Origin of the sequence: Aliiroseovarius sp. F47248L (genome assembly GCF_023016085.1) — a bacterium.
Taxonomy (GTDB): Bacteria; Pseudomonadota; Alphaproteobacteria; order Rhodobacterales; family Rhodobacteraceae; genus Aliiroseovarius.
Genome location: NZ_JALKBF010000001.1, coordinates 1,635,128 through 1,649,446, shown reverse-complemented (window position 1 = coordinate 1,649,446; position 14,319 = coordinate 1,635,128). Strand labels below are relative to the sequence as shown.

The 14,319-nt window shown below is 57.2% G+C and carries 13 protein-coding genes; 6 read left to right on the top strand and 7 right to left on the bottom strand.

Going from position 1 to position 14,319, the window contains the following annotated elements:
* The first annotated feature begins 125 nt into the window (after positions 1-125).
* The 4 genes from MWU51_RS08200 (at position 126) to MWU51_RS08185 (ending at position 5,809) form a co-directional block, all read left to right on the top strand.
* Positions 126-761, top strand: a complete 636-nt coding sequence (locus MWU51_RS08200) for a hypothetical protein (protein ID WP_247036257.1) — start codon at positions 126-128, stop codon at positions 759-761.
* Between the two features lie 72 nt (positions 762-833).
* Positions 834-2,183 carry a PQQ-like beta-propeller repeat protein gene (locus tag MWU51_RS08195; RefSeq protein ID WP_247036256.1) on the top strand — a complete coding sequence of 450 codons (1,350 nt, stop codon included), beginning with the start codon at positions 834-836 and terminating at the stop codon, positions 2,181-2,183.
* Positions 2,184-2,230: 47 nt separating this feature from the next.
* Positions 2,231-3,688, top strand: a complete 1,458-nt coding sequence (der, locus tag MWU51_RS08190; RefSeq protein ID WP_247036255.1) for a ribosome biogenesis GTPase Der — start codon at positions 2,231-2,233, stop codon at positions 3,686-3,688.
* 162 nt (positions 3,689-3,850) lie between these two features.
* Complete coding sequence (locus MWU51_RS08185) at positions 3,851-5,809, top strand: bifunctional 2',3'-cyclic-nucleotide 2'-phosphodiesterase/3'-nucleotidase (protein ID WP_247036254.1); 1,959 nt, start codon at positions 3,851-3,853, stop codon at positions 5,807-5,809.
* Between the two features lie 58 nt (positions 5,810-5,867).
* Here MWU51_RS08185 and MWU51_RS08180 read toward each other — a convergent pair whose 3' ends face one another.
* From MWU51_RS08180 to MWU51_RS08160, 5 genes are all read right to left on the bottom strand, one after another.
* A complete protein-coding gene (locus tag MWU51_RS08180) occupies positions 5,868-6,986 on the bottom strand; it encodes a LysM peptidoglycan-binding domain-containing protein (protein ID WP_247036253.1) in 1,119 nt (372 codons plus the stop codon).
* A gap of 179 nt (positions 6,987-7,165) precedes the next feature.
* Positions 7,166-7,819 carry a protein-L-isoaspartate(D-aspartate) O-methyltransferase gene (locus MWU51_RS08175; protein ID WP_247036252.1) on the bottom strand — a complete coding sequence of 218 codons (654 nt, stop codon included), beginning with the start codon at positions 7,817-7,819 and terminating at the stop codon, positions 7,166-7,168.
* The gene (gene surE, locus MWU51_RS08170) at positions 7,816-8,613 is read right to left on the bottom strand and encodes a 5'/3'-nucleotidase SurE (protein WP_247036249.1); all 798 of its coding nucleotides are present in this window, start codon (positions 8,611-8,613) and stop codon (positions 7,816-7,818) included. Before surE ends, MWU51_RS08175 begins: the two co-directional genes overlap by 4 nt.
* A gap of 101 nt (positions 8,614-8,714) precedes the next feature.
* On the bottom strand, positions 8,715-9,266 hold the full coding sequence (locus tag MWU51_RS08165; protein ID WP_247036247.1) for a class I SAM-dependent methyltransferase: 552 nt from the start codon (positions 9,264-9,266) through the stop codon (positions 8,715-8,717).
* 131 nt (positions 9,267-9,397) lie between these two features.
* Positions 9,398-10,045 (bottom strand): SDR family oxidoreductase, encoded by a 648-nt coding sequence (locus tag MWU51_RS08160; RefSeq protein WP_247036245.1) that lies wholly within the window; start codon positions 10,043-10,045, stop codon positions 9,398-9,400.
* An 80-nt stretch (positions 10,046-10,125) separates the two neighbouring features.
* Between MWU51_RS08160 and MWU51_RS08155 the strand changes: the two genes are divergently transcribed.
* Positions 10,126-11,208 carry a glycosyltransferase 61 family protein gene (locus MWU51_RS08155; RefSeq protein WP_247036243.1) on the top strand — a complete coding sequence of 361 codons (1,083 nt, stop codon included), beginning with the start codon at positions 10,126-10,128 and terminating at the stop codon, positions 11,206-11,208.
* A 3-nt stretch (positions 11,209-11,211) separates the two neighbouring features.
* Here the strand turns inward: MWU51_RS08155 and purF are convergent, their stop codons facing one another.
* Positions 11,212-12,663 carry an amidophosphoribosyltransferase gene (purF, locus tag MWU51_RS08150; protein WP_247038775.1) on the bottom strand — a complete coding sequence of 484 codons (1,452 nt, stop codon included), beginning with the start codon at positions 12,661-12,663 and terminating at the stop codon, positions 11,212-11,214.
* Positions 12,664-12,787: 124 nt separating this feature from the next.
* On the bottom strand, positions 12,788-12,979 hold the full coding sequence (locus MWU51_RS08145; protein WP_247036241.1) for a hypothetical protein: 192 nt from the start codon (positions 12,977-12,979) through the stop codon (positions 12,788-12,790).
* A 147-nt stretch (positions 12,980-13,126) separates the two neighbouring features.
* On the opposite strand from MWU51_RS08145, the gene MWU51_RS08140 reads away from it, so the two are divergent.
* On the top strand, positions 13,127-14,314 hold the full coding sequence (locus MWU51_RS08140) for an alpha/beta fold hydrolase (protein WP_281502655.1): 1,188 nt from the start codon (positions 13,127-13,129) through the stop codon (positions 14,312-14,314).
* Positions 14,315-14,319: the final 5 nt, after the last annotated feature.

The following is a 14,319-nucleotide window of genomic DNA, read 5'->3' as shown; positions in this document are numbered from 1 at the left end:
CATCAGCCGAACGGTCATCAATTCAGCGCTCGCAGAAGGAACCGACAGCGGTGCGTCGCACCCCCCTTGGCAATCGGCCACTGTTCGGGCAAAAGGAGTTCAGATTTTGACCCGGAGGCACGACCGTGAGCGAGACCGATACTTTCATCGATGAAGTCAGCGAAGAGGTGCGTCGCGACAAGCTGTATGCATTGATGCGGAAATATGGCTGGATCGCCGTCTTGCTGGTTGTCATTCTGGTGGGTGGCGCCGCCTATAACGAATGGCGCAAAGCCAGCGACCGTGCTGCGGCGCAAGCCCTTGGTGATGCCATTTTGGCAGCAGAGGAGCAAGCCGACCCTGCAGAACGCGCCACTGCACTGGCCGCGCTGGATGTCAGCGGCGATGCCTCTGCCGTGGTTGCCATGCTGGCGGCGGCTGAAGGGGAAGAGGGCGTGGATGCGTTGCGGGCTTTGGCTGACGATCCCGCTATCGACAGCTTGTATCGTGATTTGGCGCAATTGAAGTTGGTGTCCAAGGCAGGTGCGGATCTTGAGGCCGCCGTGCGCCGTGAACGGCTTGAGCCGCTCGCCATTGCCGGTGCCCCTTTTCGAACGCTTGCCGAAGAGCAGCTTGCATTGGTTGATATTGACGACGGCCAGACCGATGCCGCCATCGCCCGCCTGAAAGCACTTTTGGTGGATGACGAGGCGTCTGGGGCCTTGCGTCGACGTGCGTCTCAGTTGATTGTGGCGCTGGGCGGGTCCCTGGACGCATCCTGATGACCTGCACTGGGCAATCACTTGGAAACTGCCCGGTTTGATAAGATTAATTGATAATCTGGGGGACGTATTTTGAAGTTCACACACAGCGCTGCTCTTTTGGTCTCGTTGAGCCTTCTGTCTGCCTGTTCCCAACAGGAATACATTCTTCCCGGCGAACGGGAAGACCTGCGCAGTCTGAACCCGCAAACCATGGACGCCGCCGAGCTATCCGAGGCGGCAGCAGCCGTCGAAGGACCTGATCGCGCTGATCGCGCACAGCCGATTTCCCTGCCGGCCGTGGTTAATCATTCAAGCTGGACTCATCTGGGTGGCAGCCTGACCCACCGCGTGCAACATCCCGCCCTGTCCCCCGCGCCAAAGCTGCTGTTTGCGGCATCAATCGGTCAAGGCAATGACCGAAAGCATCGGATTACCGCCGAACCGGTCGTGGCAAACGGGCGCGTGTTCACGCTGGACAGCCGTGCGCAGGTGGTGGCCACATCGACCGCTGGTGCAACACTTTGGTCGCGTGACCTGACTCCGCCGTCGGATCGGTCCGACGATGCCTCGGGGGGCGGTCTGGCCTATGCCGATGGCACGATCTATGTGACCTCTGGCTTCGGTCTGGTCAGCGCGCTTGATGCCGCCACGGGGCGGGTCAAATGGCAGCAGAAGATGGACGCCTCGGGATCCGGGGCGCCTGCGTTGTCGGGTGGGCTTGTTTACGTGGTCAGCCGCGACAACAGCGCCTGGGCAATCGAGGCGGCGAATGGCCGGGTGAAATGGCGCCTGTCCGGCACGCCAAGCCAGGATGGTGTGGTGGGAGTATCTTCGCCAGCCGTCACCGATCGTCTAGTGCTTCTGCCTTTCGCCTCGGGAGAGGTCGTGGCCGCCCTGAAAAAAGGCGGTGCGCGCACATGGTCCAGCCTGATCGCTGGTGAACGCGCCGGACGCGGCTATTCCATCGTGACCGACATCACAGGCGAACCTGTGGTGAAGGATGGTGTGATCTTTACCGGTAACCCAGTGGGGCGCACCGTGGCCATCGACCTGTCGGGTGAGCGTCTGTGGACCGCAAAAGAAGGCGCTGTCAGCCCGGTTTGGGTCACGGGCGGGTCGGTTTTCCTTGTCTCGGACGAAGCGCAACTTGTGCGTCTGGATGCCAAAACCGGTGAACGCATCTGGGGCGTGCCGCTGCCTTATTACACCAAATCAAAAAACCGGAAACGTAAAGCGATCTATGCCAATCTTGGCCCCGTTTTGGCAGGTGGCAAGCTGTGGGTTGCCTCGTCTGACGGCGTGATGCGTGGTTTCAACCCCGTGAACGGCGCGCTGGTCGGACAGGTGGCCATTCCGGGTGGGGCTGCAACACGTCCCGTCGTGGTGAATGGCACCGCTTATCTGGTGTCACGTGACGGCAAACTTCTGGCTTTGCGCTGACCCGTAAACCGTGTATGCGGGGCGCTTGACGTGACCCGGAGACCGATATGAGCTTCACCCTTGCCATCGTGGGGCGCCCGAATGTGGGCAAATCCACGCTGTTCAACCGCTTGGTTGGCAAACGCCTTGCGTTGGTCGACGACCAGCCCGGCGTGACACGCGATCTGCGCGAAGGCGAGGCACGGCTGGGCGATCTGCGTTTTACCGTGATCGACAGTGCAGGGCTGGAAGAAGCCACCGATGAAAGCCTTCAGGGCAGAATGCGCCGCCTGACTGAACGGGCGGTCGAGATGGCCGACGCTTGCCTGTTTCTGGTTGATGCGCGCGCTGGTATTCTACCCTCTGACGAGGTGTTTGCCGACATCCTGCGCCGCAAAAACGCGCATGTGATCCTTGCCGCCAACAAATCCGAAGGCAAGGCCGGAGAGGCCGGGTATCTGGAAGCCTTCTCTCTTGGGCTGGGCGAGCCGATCCGCCTATCGGGCGAACATGGCGAGGGTATGGGCGAGCTGATGGATGTGCTGCGCCCGATCGCGGAAAAATTCGAAAAACGTGCCGCCGAAATAGCCCCTGAAACGGATGTTGATTTTGACGAGGACGCGGATGATGGCCCGCGCGTGCCGACTCAGGACAAACCCTTGCAGGTGGCCGTAATCGGACGCCCCAACGCGGGTAAGTCCACGTTGATCAACAAGTTGATCGGAGAAGAACGTCTGCTGACAGGGCCGGAAGCCGGAATCACCCGTGATGCGATTTCGCAGCGGTTCGATTGGGGCGGGGTGCCGACGCGCATCTTTGACACTGCCGGGATGCGCAAACGCGCAAAGGTGCAGGAAAAGATTGAAAAACTGTCAGTCTCGGACGGGTTGCGCGCCGTGAAGTTTGCCGAAGTTGTGGTGGTGCTTTTGGATGCTGCCATCCCGTTTGAACAACAGGATTTGCGCATCGCGGACTTGGCCGAACGCGAAGGCCGCGCGGTGGTCGTCGCGGTCAACAAATGGGACGCCGAGCCTGAAAAGCAGGCCAAGCTCAAAGAACTGAAAGAAGCGTTTGACCGGCTGTTGCCACAGTTGCGCGGTGCCCCGCTGGTCACCATTTCCGCGAAAACGGGTAAGGGATTAGAGCGCCTGCAAGCCGCCGTCATGCGCGCCCATGAGATCTGGAACCGCCGGGTAAAAACCGCGCAGTTGAACGGTTGGCTGGCCGAAATGATCTCGGCCCACCCGCCGCCCGCACCGGGCGGACGTCGGATTAAACTGCGCTATATGACACAGGTGAAGACCCGTCCGCCGGGTTTTGTGGTCATGTGCTCGTTACCAGAGAAACTGCCAGAAAGTTATAGCCGTTATCTGGTCAATGGGCTGCGCGAGGATTTTGACATGCCGGGCACACCGATCCGGCTGACGATGCGCGGGCAGGGTGAGCAGAACCCCTACAAAAACCGCAAGAAGTCGACGCCGTCACGGTTGCGCAAGCATTTGGGCAAAGGCCGGGCAGACGAATAGCGGACTGCAAGGCATTGGAAACATAAATTAAAAGCGCCCCGTTGTGTCGATTGACCGGCGGGGCGCTGCCGTTTGGGTCGTCAAAATTTGCCAAACGGGTCATTTCGCTGTCATGATACCAACCTAGCCTGTTTCCAAATTCGTCCTATAGCGGAGGTTCCCATGTCTCTTACCCTATCGCGTCGCGGCTTTCTGGCCGGTACAGCAGGGTTTATTGCCTTGCATCCCTATTCCGTCCAAGCGTCGCAAAATCAGGCGCATTTGCGGATCATGGAGACGACGGACCTGCATGTTCACGTCTTTCCCTATGACTATTATGCCGACCGCGAGGTTGATACGGTCGGGCTGGCGCGCACCGCGTCCTTGATTGGTGAAATACGGGCCGAGGCGACGAACTCGCTCTTGCTGGACAACGGAGATTTCCTGCAAGGCAACCCGATGGGCGACTACATCGCCTATGAGCGCGGGATGAAAGATGGCGACACCCATCCGGTCATTAACGCGATGAACACACTGGGATTTGACGCGTCAACGCTGGGCAATCACGAGTTTAACTATGGACTTGATTTCCTGATGAAATCCGTGGCTGGAGCGGGCTTCCCCATCGTGTGCGCCAACGTCGCGAAAAAGCTGGGTGCTTCACCGCGCGAAGATGAAACCCTGCTGCCGCCCTATGTGATCGTGGACCGCGAAATCACCAATGGCGGGGGCACCGTGCAGCCCATTCGCATCGGGTTCATCGGCTTCGTACCGCCCCAGATCATGAACTGGGACCGGCGCCATCTGGAAGGCAACGTGATGGCCCGTGACATCGTTGAAGCCGCGCGCGCCTATGTCCCGCAGATGCGTGAGGAAGGGGCTGATCTGATCATTGCGTTGTCACACTCTGGTATCGGTGCGGCTGAGCATAGTGATGGGATGGAGAATGCCTCGATCCCTCTGGCGGCGGTCGAAGGGATCGACGCTGTGCTGACGGGTCATTCCCATCTTGTGTTCCCCTCTGATACCTACGCTGATTTTGCTGGCGCGGATGTCGAAGCGGGCACTCTGATGGGGATTCCGGCTGTGATGGGCGGGTTCTGGGGCTCGCATATGGGTCTGATCGACCTGATGCTGGAACATGATGGCGGCGCGTGGCGCGTGGTGTCGCACAGTTGCGAGGCACGCCCGATCTACAAGCGCGGCGAAGACCGCTCAATCACGGCGCTGGTCGAAAGCGATGCCGCCGTGCTGGCGTCTGTACAGAAAGAGCATGATGAGACGCTGGAATATGTACGCCGCGCGGTGGGCAAGACCGATGCCCCGCTACATTCCTATTTCGCGTTGGTTGCCGATGACCCCTCTGTCCAGATCGTGTCGAATGCTCAGATCTGGTATATCGAACAGATGATGAAAGGGACCGAGAATGAAGGTCTGCCGATCTTGTCTGCGGCTGCACCATTCAAGGCGGGGGGACGCGGCGGCCCGGATTACTATACCGATGTTGAGGTCGGTGATGTCGCGATCAAGAACGTGGCCGACCTGTATCTTTATCCCAACACTGTAAGGGCGGTACGGATCAACGGTGCGACAGTGCGCGAATGGCTGGAACGCTCGGCCACGATCTTCAACCAGATCGAACCGGGGGCACAAGATGCGGTGCTGCTGAACCCCGAGATGCCATCTTACAATTTCGATGTCATTGATGGTGTCACATATCAAATCGACCTGAGCCAACCAGCACGTTACAATAAAGATGGTGAGGTAATCGCATCCGATGCCCACCGGATCGTCAACTTGCAGTTTGATGGACAACCAATTGATGAGGATCAGGAATTCATCATTGCGACTAATAATTACCGCGCTGGTGGTGGTGGGCATTTCCCCGGCGCAGGCGGTGATACGACGATCTTCGAAGGGCCGGACACCAACCGTGATGTGCTAGTGCGTTACATCGTTGAAAAAGGCACAATCAATCCGAAAGCGGACGGAAACTGGACCTTTGCACCGATGGAGAACACCAGTGTGCTGTTCGAAACCGGACCCGCCGCCGCCAAACACGTTGCCAATGTGCCGCGTGTGGCGATTGAAGAGGCAGGTATGTCCGACAGCGGCTTCGCTCTGTTCCGCATCACGCTGTAGCCCTCAACGTATCAGGGGCGACCGATTGGCCGCCCCTGATGTCACTATCTGCTCTGTCTTACTGCAGGTAAGGCATTGGGTCGACCGGTTCGGTCCCCTTGAAGACAAGGAACTGAATCGCGTTGTACTGGTTCTTTGATGCAGACGCGATTTGCTGGCCACGTTTCACCGATTGGCCCTTCTTCACTTTGATTCCCTGAACGAAGCTATAGGCGCTTTGGGTGCCGTTGCCGTGGTCGATTACCACGATCTCTTCCCCCTCGACATCTTTGGACACCAAGCGCACCGTGCCATTGGCCGCGGCTTTAACGGGGTCGCCGGGCTTGGCGGACACCAGAATGTAGCCGGCCTTTTCGGCGTCAAACAAACTGGTGACTTTCCCTGCAACCGGCAGCGACATGCGGGCTGTGCTGGCAGGCGTGCGGGTTTCTTCCAGCTTGGGCGACGCTGGGGCAGTCACCTTTTCAGGGACCGCTTCATCTTTGGGCAAGGGCTTCGCCGATGAAGGCGGAATGGGCGCTGCAGAGCCTTGCCCAGGTTGTGTGACGCTGGCGGTCTGAACGGGTGCATCGACTTTTACCGGTATCATCAAGAACTGACCTTCGCGCACGGTCAGGCTTGAGCCAAGACCGTTCCAATCGGCCAAGGCACGGACCGACACACCATAGTTGCGTGCGATGGAATAGGCGGTTTCGCCACGTTTCACTTGGTGGCGGGTGGGTTGCTCACCTGATGTGACGGTGGCGGCTGGTTTGGCCGATGTGCCATCTGCACGGTCAATGGCGTCGCCTGCCAGTGTCGTGATGTCGATATCGTCGCTTGGTGTTATTACCCCGGTAGCCGGTTCGGCCACGCGGCGCGGCAGGGCCAGCACTTCGCCTTCGCGCAGGCGGGCGTCGACAGCGATACCGTTATAGCGGCCCAGTTCTGCCGGGGCCATGCCGATGCGGCTTGCAACCTGTGCGACAGTGTCGCCGCGCTTGGCCACAGCCACTTGATAACTGGGGTAAGAGATCACGCCACGTGCGTCTGCTTTGGGGCGCGCTGTTGTTGTGGCCCCTTGTGCGGCTTCAGTTGTTGACAGGCCGCCGGGGGCAAACCGCCGCATATCCATGTCGAAGGGGCTGTCACAGGCGGTCAGTCCCACCAGAAGCCCAACCAGGGCGGTAGAGCGCATGGGGCGACACCGCATTGTGCGGCGCGCACGGGTTTCAGTCGTGCATGAAAGTGGCATTGCTCGTTCCTCAATCCATTGGCCTGTTGTCAGGCTCTGGTTGTGACCCTGTTGTCGGGTCTTTTCACTGCTGTGCGGGGCATGGCCCCATGTTCCCGGCGTCCCGGTCTGTCTTGCGCGCGTCAGTCCTGCCCCAACCCTTCCAAAAGGGGCACGAAACGCACCGGCAGAAGTTCGTCATAGTCAAACCCGTCTTCGCTGCGCGTTACCTTGATCAGGCTTTGCACCGCGTCGGACTGGCCCACCGGCACAATCATGATACCGCCAATGGCAAGCTGCGCCAAGAGGGGTCCGGGGGGATCCTCGGCGGCGGCGGTCACAATTATGCGGTCGAACGGTGCCTGATCGGGCAAGCCGCGCGATCCATCACCGGTGATGGTGGTAATGTTATGCAGGTCCATTGCCTCGAACAGATCGCGGGCAGCGCGTACCAGCTTGTGGTGACGATCGACCGTATAGACCCGGCGTGCGAGCCGCGACAGGATCGCCGCCTGATAGCCCGACCCGGTGCCAACTTCGAGCACCTTGTCACGCGGGCTGATCTGTGCGGCCTGCGTCATCAAGCCAACCACGGAAGGCTGTGAGATCGTCTGCCCGCAGGATATCGGCAGCGGCATATCTTCGTAAGCACGTTCGGCGAACAGGCCGCGCACGAAGGGGCCGCGGTCTATTTCTTCCATGGCCGACAGGACACGCGGGTTCGTCACGCCCTTTGAACGCAGGGCAAACAGGAACTGCATCTTGCGTTCCGCGTCTGTGACGCCCGTCTCGCTCATTCAAATAACGCTCCCAAACTTACCAGATGGTCATGGGCTGTAAGATCGGCACGCATTGGAGTCACCGAGACATAGCCATCCAGATTATGGGTCACGTCCATGTTGGGGGCTGCGCGGTTGGCTTGCGGTCCACCTTTGATCCACAGAAACTTGCGGCCCGAAGGGCTGTTCTGCGCTTCTATCTTGAAAAATGCATCATTTCTCCAGCCTTGCGGGGCCGCCTTGATGCCTTTGACTTGATCCGACCCGACAGGGGGGAAGTTCACGTTATAGAACAGACGGTAATCAGAACCGTGATCCCAAGGTGCATCGGCCAACAAGCGACGCACCACATCACCACCGTATGCCGCCGCCGCATCGAACATATTAACCAGGCCTTTGGTTCCATGGCCCATATATTGCGACAGGGCAATGGCGGGCAGACCTTGCAGGGCAGCCTCCATCGCAGCGCCAAGTGTGCCGGAGTAAAGTGCGTTTTCAGCCGAGTTGTTGCCCCGGTTGACGCCGGAAATCACCAAATCGGGGCGTTCTGGCATGACGTCATAAAGCGCCGCAATCACGCAATCGGCAGGGCTGCCTTCGGCGGCAAATCGACGCGGACTGTGTTCAGCGATCATGAAGGGATGCGTGTATGAGATACAATGCCCAACCCCCGACTGTTCAAAGGCTGGGGCGACGGTCCAGATCTCGGCTCGTTCACCTGCAAGTTCCTGTGCGACCTCTTGCGCGATCGCTTCGGCAACTTTCAGACCCGGCGCGTTGATCCCGTCGTCATTGGTGATGAGAATGCGCATGGACAACCCGTTTTCCTAAAAATCTTTTTCATTCAATAGGGCAGGCACAGCCTTGCAGCAAACGGTTTCTAGTTTCTCACCGGGCCGGTCTTCAAACGTGTTCAAGAGGCGACATAACCCATTGATGTGCGCGACGGGGGCCCTTTCAGAAATGGAACCGGGGTGATCCGTGTAAATCCAGCCCCACGCAACAAGGACTCGACCTGATGGGGATGATAAGCTTTGTGACCCCATTTCCACCTAAGTATGGCGGTACACCAATGGGGCTTGCTGACCGAAAGTGCCAGCTGCCCACCCGAAGACAGACAGCTGCGAATCCACTTTAATGCGCCGATTGGGTCGTCCACATGTTCAATCACGTGGGCGCAAAGCAGGGTGTCGATGCCCCCACTCTTGATGGAACTGGTTCCTATTCCAGCCTGGTGACATGTCATCGGCACGTTGTAGGGGGTCAAAAGAGTGCGGGCGCGGTTCAGCATCTCCCGCGATGGATCAAGCAGATGTATGTGTTTCGTCTGGTGCAGACCGGCAGTCAGAAACGCCTGTGCAAACGCGCCTGAACCACATCCCACGTCCAGCACGTGAAGCGATGTTGCAGGTTGCGGTAAGGCGCTTACCAGTAGGGTATAGGCGTCATCGTAGCCAAGCTTCATAATGGACGCATGCCATTTTGGTGCGACTTCATCATATCTGCGGCTTAAGTCGTTGGACGTGGATTGTCTTTGGGACATAGATCCATCATCCGCAGATTGGTTGTCAGATCAAGTTGGCCATCAGCCGAAACTTAGGTAAATCCTGCCTCGGAGAGAATGCGTTTGGCTTCGTCTTCAACAAGTGCCAGTTTGCTGCGGTCTTCACCAGGAAAGAAACGCGTGCGCATCGTTGTGGCCAGCGGTTTCGGCTCTGCAATTATCACCCGCGGTCCAAGCTTTGTATTCTCTGCGGCCCAACTGCGCACAAGTGCCATCTGTGCAGCCTTAGTCGCACCATAGCCGGCAAAGAATTTTTCGCCCGCGTGATCATCGGCAAAGAAAATGGCGGTGCTGTCATCGGTCATCAGCGCGTTTACCATGAAGATCAGGTTGCGCGTGGCTTCGACATTGGTGTTCATCGCCTGCGTCCATCCCTTGTCGTCCAGATCGGGCGTGGGCATCAGCGCCGGACCATAGATCGCCGTGTGCGCCCAGACATCTATCGGTCCCCAACGATCATGGATCGACCGGCACAGATGTGCCATGGCGTCCCGGTTGGTGATGTCCATGGGGGCCAACGTGGCTGACCCACCTTGCGCCTTGATCTTGTCGTCCAGTTCTTCCAGTGCACCCGTCGTGCGACCAACTGCAACAACATGATGGGTCTTGGAAAGTTCCAGCGCAATGGCAGCGCCAAGGCCGCGCGAGGCACCGGTGACAAGGGCGATTTTATTGTTCATGTGTGTGAGAGCCTATAGCCAGTATTCGCGTCTGGACAATCACTTAACAAGCCTGTTCAAAATGAACAAGGCTGGGCGCATTGACCCTTGGATTATGGGATGATAGCGAGCAGTACTTAATAATACACTCGAAAGAAATGAAAAATTCCATAACGCCCGACGCTTCACTGTCTCCGATCCTGGAAGGATTGACAGATAAGTTGATTGCGGGGAACAAAATCGGCGGCAACTGTGCTCAGGACATTGTAGAGCCGGTAAGAGAAACACCGATTGGCTTAGTTGGAGACGTGCGACTCAACTGGGCTAAAAATGCAATCTGGCATGTCCAATCTGGGCGCATGGTGTTGGAAGACGGGCGTGTTCCGGCAAGCCTTTCAGGCCTTCGCGACATTCAGAAGCCTGGAAAAATCTTGAAAGTAAGAAAAGGCGCCCTTTGGCTATGTCCTGCGTCGGAGAAAAATTATGGACATTTCATTTTTGATGCACTGACTGGATTGAATTTTCTGTCCGAGAGTGGCTTGGACAAAAGTTTTCATCCGATTGCGGCGGGGCTGAATTCCTGGCAACACGAATTGGTCGAAACTGCCGGACTGACTTCAAATGCGTATGAAAAGACTGTTAGCGAAGTTCACTTCGAAGAAGTCATTTGGCTGACGAGTATGAACCATTATTTGCACAGAAATGATGGACTGTTCCGTTCTTTGGCGATGAAATTTGAACGACCGAAGTCATTGGGGGCAGACGCCGTATACTTTTCCAGAAGGGGTTACTATGGACGAGTTCTTGTAAACGAACAAAAACTCGAAACGGAGCTTTCCAATCGGGGGGTTCGGGTACTACGTCCGCAGAAAATGTCTGTGCGAGAGCAAATCGACGCGATGCGCACCGCTCGTGTGTTGATTGGATCAACAGGAGCAGCTCTTGCCAATATTTGCTTTCTGGCCCCTCAAGCAAAGGTAATAGAGTTGCGCCCGCCGCGAATGGAAGGACCATGGCTGGACATGGCTGCTGCCAATCTGGACATCAACTTGAAAGTCATTCCAAGTTTGGCTGCGACCAATGTACCGGCTTGGGTTCGCTTCGCTCAGTTGCCCAGAAAGTTACTCAGGCGATATCATTTTTCCTATGAGATCGATATTCCGACAGTTCTTCAAGAACTGTGATTATCACTCCGCCGCTTTCAGTGCGAACCCTTTTTCGATCTGATCCGAGGGCGTCACGGGGTATTCGCCCGAGAAACACGCATCACAATACTGCGGGCAGTCTTTCTTGCGACCCGTTGCTTCGCCAACAGCGCGATACAATCCATCGAGCGAGATGAATTTCAGGCTGTCCACTTTCAGATGCTCGCGCATCTCTTCTTCGCTCATTGTGGCGGCTAGAAGTTTTTCGCGTTCCGGCGTGTCCACACCATAGAAGCAGGGCCATGCGGTCGGAGGGGAGGCGATGCGGAAATGCACCTCGGCGGCGCCCGCGTCCAGAAACATATCCTTGATCTTGCGCGTGGTCGTGCCACGCACAACGCTGTCATCAACCAGTATGACCCGCTTACCCCGGATCAGCGCGCGGTTCACGTTCAGCTTCAAGCGCACGCCCATGTCGCGGATTTGCTCGGTTGGCTCGATGAAAGTCCGGCCCATATATTGGTTGCGGATGATCCCCATCGCATAGGGAATGCCGCTTTCTTGGCTATACCCGATGGCCGCAGGCGTACCGCTGTCGGGCACCGGACAGACCAGATCGGCATCCACCGGGTTTTCACGGGCCAGTTCCACACCGATCTGGCGGCGTGTCTCATAGACTGATTTGCCGCCAATAATGCTGTCGGGGCGCGAGAAATAGACGTGTTCGAAGATGCAGAACTTCGATGGGCGCGGACGGAATGGGAAGCTGCTTTCCACATTACCATTCGAGATGACGACCATCTCTCCAGGTTCAATCTCGCGCACCAGTTCCGCGCCGATGATATCCAACGCACAGCTTTCCGAGCTCAGCACCCAGCCTTCGCCCAGGCGGCCCAGAACCAGCGGTCGCACCCCGTGCGGGTCGCGCACGCCCATCAGCTTGGTGCGGGTCATGGCGACGACGGAAAACGCGCCTTCAACCCTGCGCAGCGCGTCTTCCATCCGTTCGGGGATGTTGCGTTGAAGCGAGCGCGCCATCAGATGGATGATGCATTCACTATCGGATGAGCTTTGAAAGATCGACCCGCGTTCGATGAGTTCTTTGCGAAGCGCATTTGCATTGGTGATGTTGCCATTGTGGGCAATGGCCGCACCACCCATCGAAAACTCGCCAAAGAAAGGTTGCACGTCGCGAATGACGGCACCTTTGGATCCGGCGGTGGAATAGCGCACATGCCCGATGGCCAGAGGGCCGGGCAGGGTTTCCATCACGCTGGTCTTGGTGAAATTGTCACGCACATAGCCGAACCGGCGGGCAGAATTGAATCCTTGTTCCGGGTCATGGCAGACAATGCCACCCGCTTCCTGCCCACGGTGTTGCAGCGCATGCAGGCCCAACGCCACAAAGTTCGCCGCTTCTGCAAGCCCAATGACGCCAAAGACACCACATTCTTCCTTGAGCTTATCGTCATCAAAAGGATGTGCGGGGGGCATCGACTTGTTGGCAGCAGACGAGATGTCGGACATGGGCAGCGGCTCCGATTCCGTGGCGTTGGCCCCCTCTTAATCTAAGCGTGCCGATCTGTCATTAAACTATCACAGAACAAGGCGGGATTTCTCAGACAAAGCGCTTCTTGGGGTGATACGTCCGATGATATCGGTCCGAGCGTCGATGTTTGGAAGATGTCGCCCAGCGACGTATCGCGGCAAGCTTCGAAATGGTTTCGGTCGCCCGAATTTCGTGCGCTTTGCGGATGTAGTGATCGGTATCGATTGCGCCGTTTGCAATGCGTTTGACAGGATCGTCCATTATAGCCTCCTCTTCGTGTGTGCCTTTCACTGATCTTGCCGTGCAAGAAGGTGGTTTGCTTGAAGGGCGGCTTGTGATTGTCTTGAGATTTCTAAAGATCGGCAGAATTTTCTTGAGATTGGCGCTGTGCTGACGTCTGCTATATGCATGCACCTTTCCTTTTCAGACTGCGACCTGGATGTTGAACGGCGAATTCTGCGCCGGGCAGGTTGTGTTGTGCATGTCGAGCCACAAGTGTTTAGTCTTCTTGTGGCATTGGCAGCAGCCAAGGGCAGGGTGCTTGATCGTGATGCCATCATCGACGCCGTGTGGAACGGGCGGATTGTCTCGGATTCCGCAATTAGTGCCCGTGTTCATGCCGCGCGTCAGGCTGTTGGCGATGATGGTCGCGCACAGAATGTCATTCGAACGGTGACGGGTGTCGGATTTCAATTGGCGCAGACGGTACGCAGTGGTGGACAGGAAACAGTTGAACTAGAGGTCCCTGCAATCGAGCAGGACGTTCATATGACCAAAAGTCTTGATGGAACTGGCTTGGCATGGGCTTCGTCGGGGGCTTCTCATGATGGGCAACCCGCCTTGCTACGTGGCGGGCATTGGTTGACCCATCTGGAACTTGACCTAAAGAATCATGTTTGGGCACCGCTGTTGGCTCATCTAAATCAGGGGCGGCGATTGCTGCGATACGATGTGCGTGGCACGGGGCTTTCGACTCGAAATGTGAGTGACCTGAGCCTTGACCGGTTTGTCGAAGACATGCTTGTGGTGCTTCAAGCCAGCGGCGAGCAACAGGTCGACATTGTCGCCGCGTCACAAAATGTGCCGGTCTCGATCGCTTTTGCTGTTCGCTATCCAGAACGCGTCCGGCGTATCGTGCTTTTGTCGGGATTCTTGCGAGGTGCTGATAGGCGCAGAGACAGCGCACCATCCATGACAGATGCGTTTCTTGCGCTGCTTCACAATGGGTGGGGGGATTCAGGCAGCCCATTCATGCAATCATTCTATGCGTTCTATATGCCTGAATCGACACGCGCGGAACGCGAGAGCTTGGCGGAGATCCAGTTTGCATCGGCCAGTGCCGAAATGGCGGTTGCTTATCGACGTGCAATCGCATCATTCGATGTCACAGACCTGGCGAGCCTTGTCGATGTACCTGTCTTGATTGTCCATGCACAAAAGGATGCGGTGAATCCATTATCCGAAGCTCAGGACATCGCGACGCACATTCCTGACAGCCAGTTAATGATGCTGGACAGTGCAAATCATATTCCGCTGCCACGTGACCCTGAATGGGCGCGCGCGTTAGAACATATTACGAGGTTTTTGTCAGATTAGCAGCA

What these genes read in the sequence shown, in the direction of transcription:
- MWU51_RS08165 (WP_247036247.1), bottom strand. Translation starts at nt 9,266, where the DNA reads ATGAAGCTTGGCTACGATGACGCCTATACCCTACTGGTAAGCGCCTTA.
- MWU51_RS08140 (WP_281502655.1), top strand. Translation starts at nt 13,127, where the DNA reads ATGCACCTTTCCTTTTCAGACTGCGACCTGGATGTTGAACGGCGAATT.
- MWU51_RS08160 (WP_247036245.1), bottom strand. Translation starts at nt 10,045, where the DNA reads ATGAACAATAAAATCGCCCTTGTCACCGGTGCCTCGCGCGGCCTTGGC.
- MWU51_RS08145 (WP_247036241.1), bottom strand. Translation starts at nt 12,979, where the DNA reads ATGGACGATCCTGTCAAACGCATTGCAAACGGCGCAATCGATACCGAT.
- MWU51_RS08185 (WP_247036254.1), top strand. Translation starts at nt 3,851, where the DNA reads ATGTCTCTTACCCTATCGCGTCGCGGCTTTCTGGCCGGTACAGCAGGG.
- MWU51_RS08175 (WP_247036252.1), bottom strand. Translation starts at nt 7,819, where the DNA reads ATGAGCGAGACGGGCGTCACAGACGCGGAACGCAAGATGCAGTTCCTG.
- surE (WP_247036249.1), bottom strand. Translation starts at nt 8,613, where the DNA reads ATGCGCATTCTCATCACCAATGACGACGGGATCAACGCGCCGGGTCTG.
- MWU51_RS08180 (WP_247036253.1), bottom strand. Translation starts at nt 6,986, where the DNA reads ATGCGCTCTACCGCCCTGGTTGGGCTTCTGGTGGGACTGACCGCCTGT.
- der (WP_247036255.1), top strand. Translation starts at nt 2,231, where the DNA reads ATGAGCTTCACCCTTGCCATCGTGGGGCGCCCGAATGTGGGCAAATCC.
- purF (WP_247038775.1), bottom strand. Translation starts at nt 12,663, where the DNA reads ATGCCCCCCGCACATCCTTTTGATGACGATAAGCTCAAGGAAGAATGT.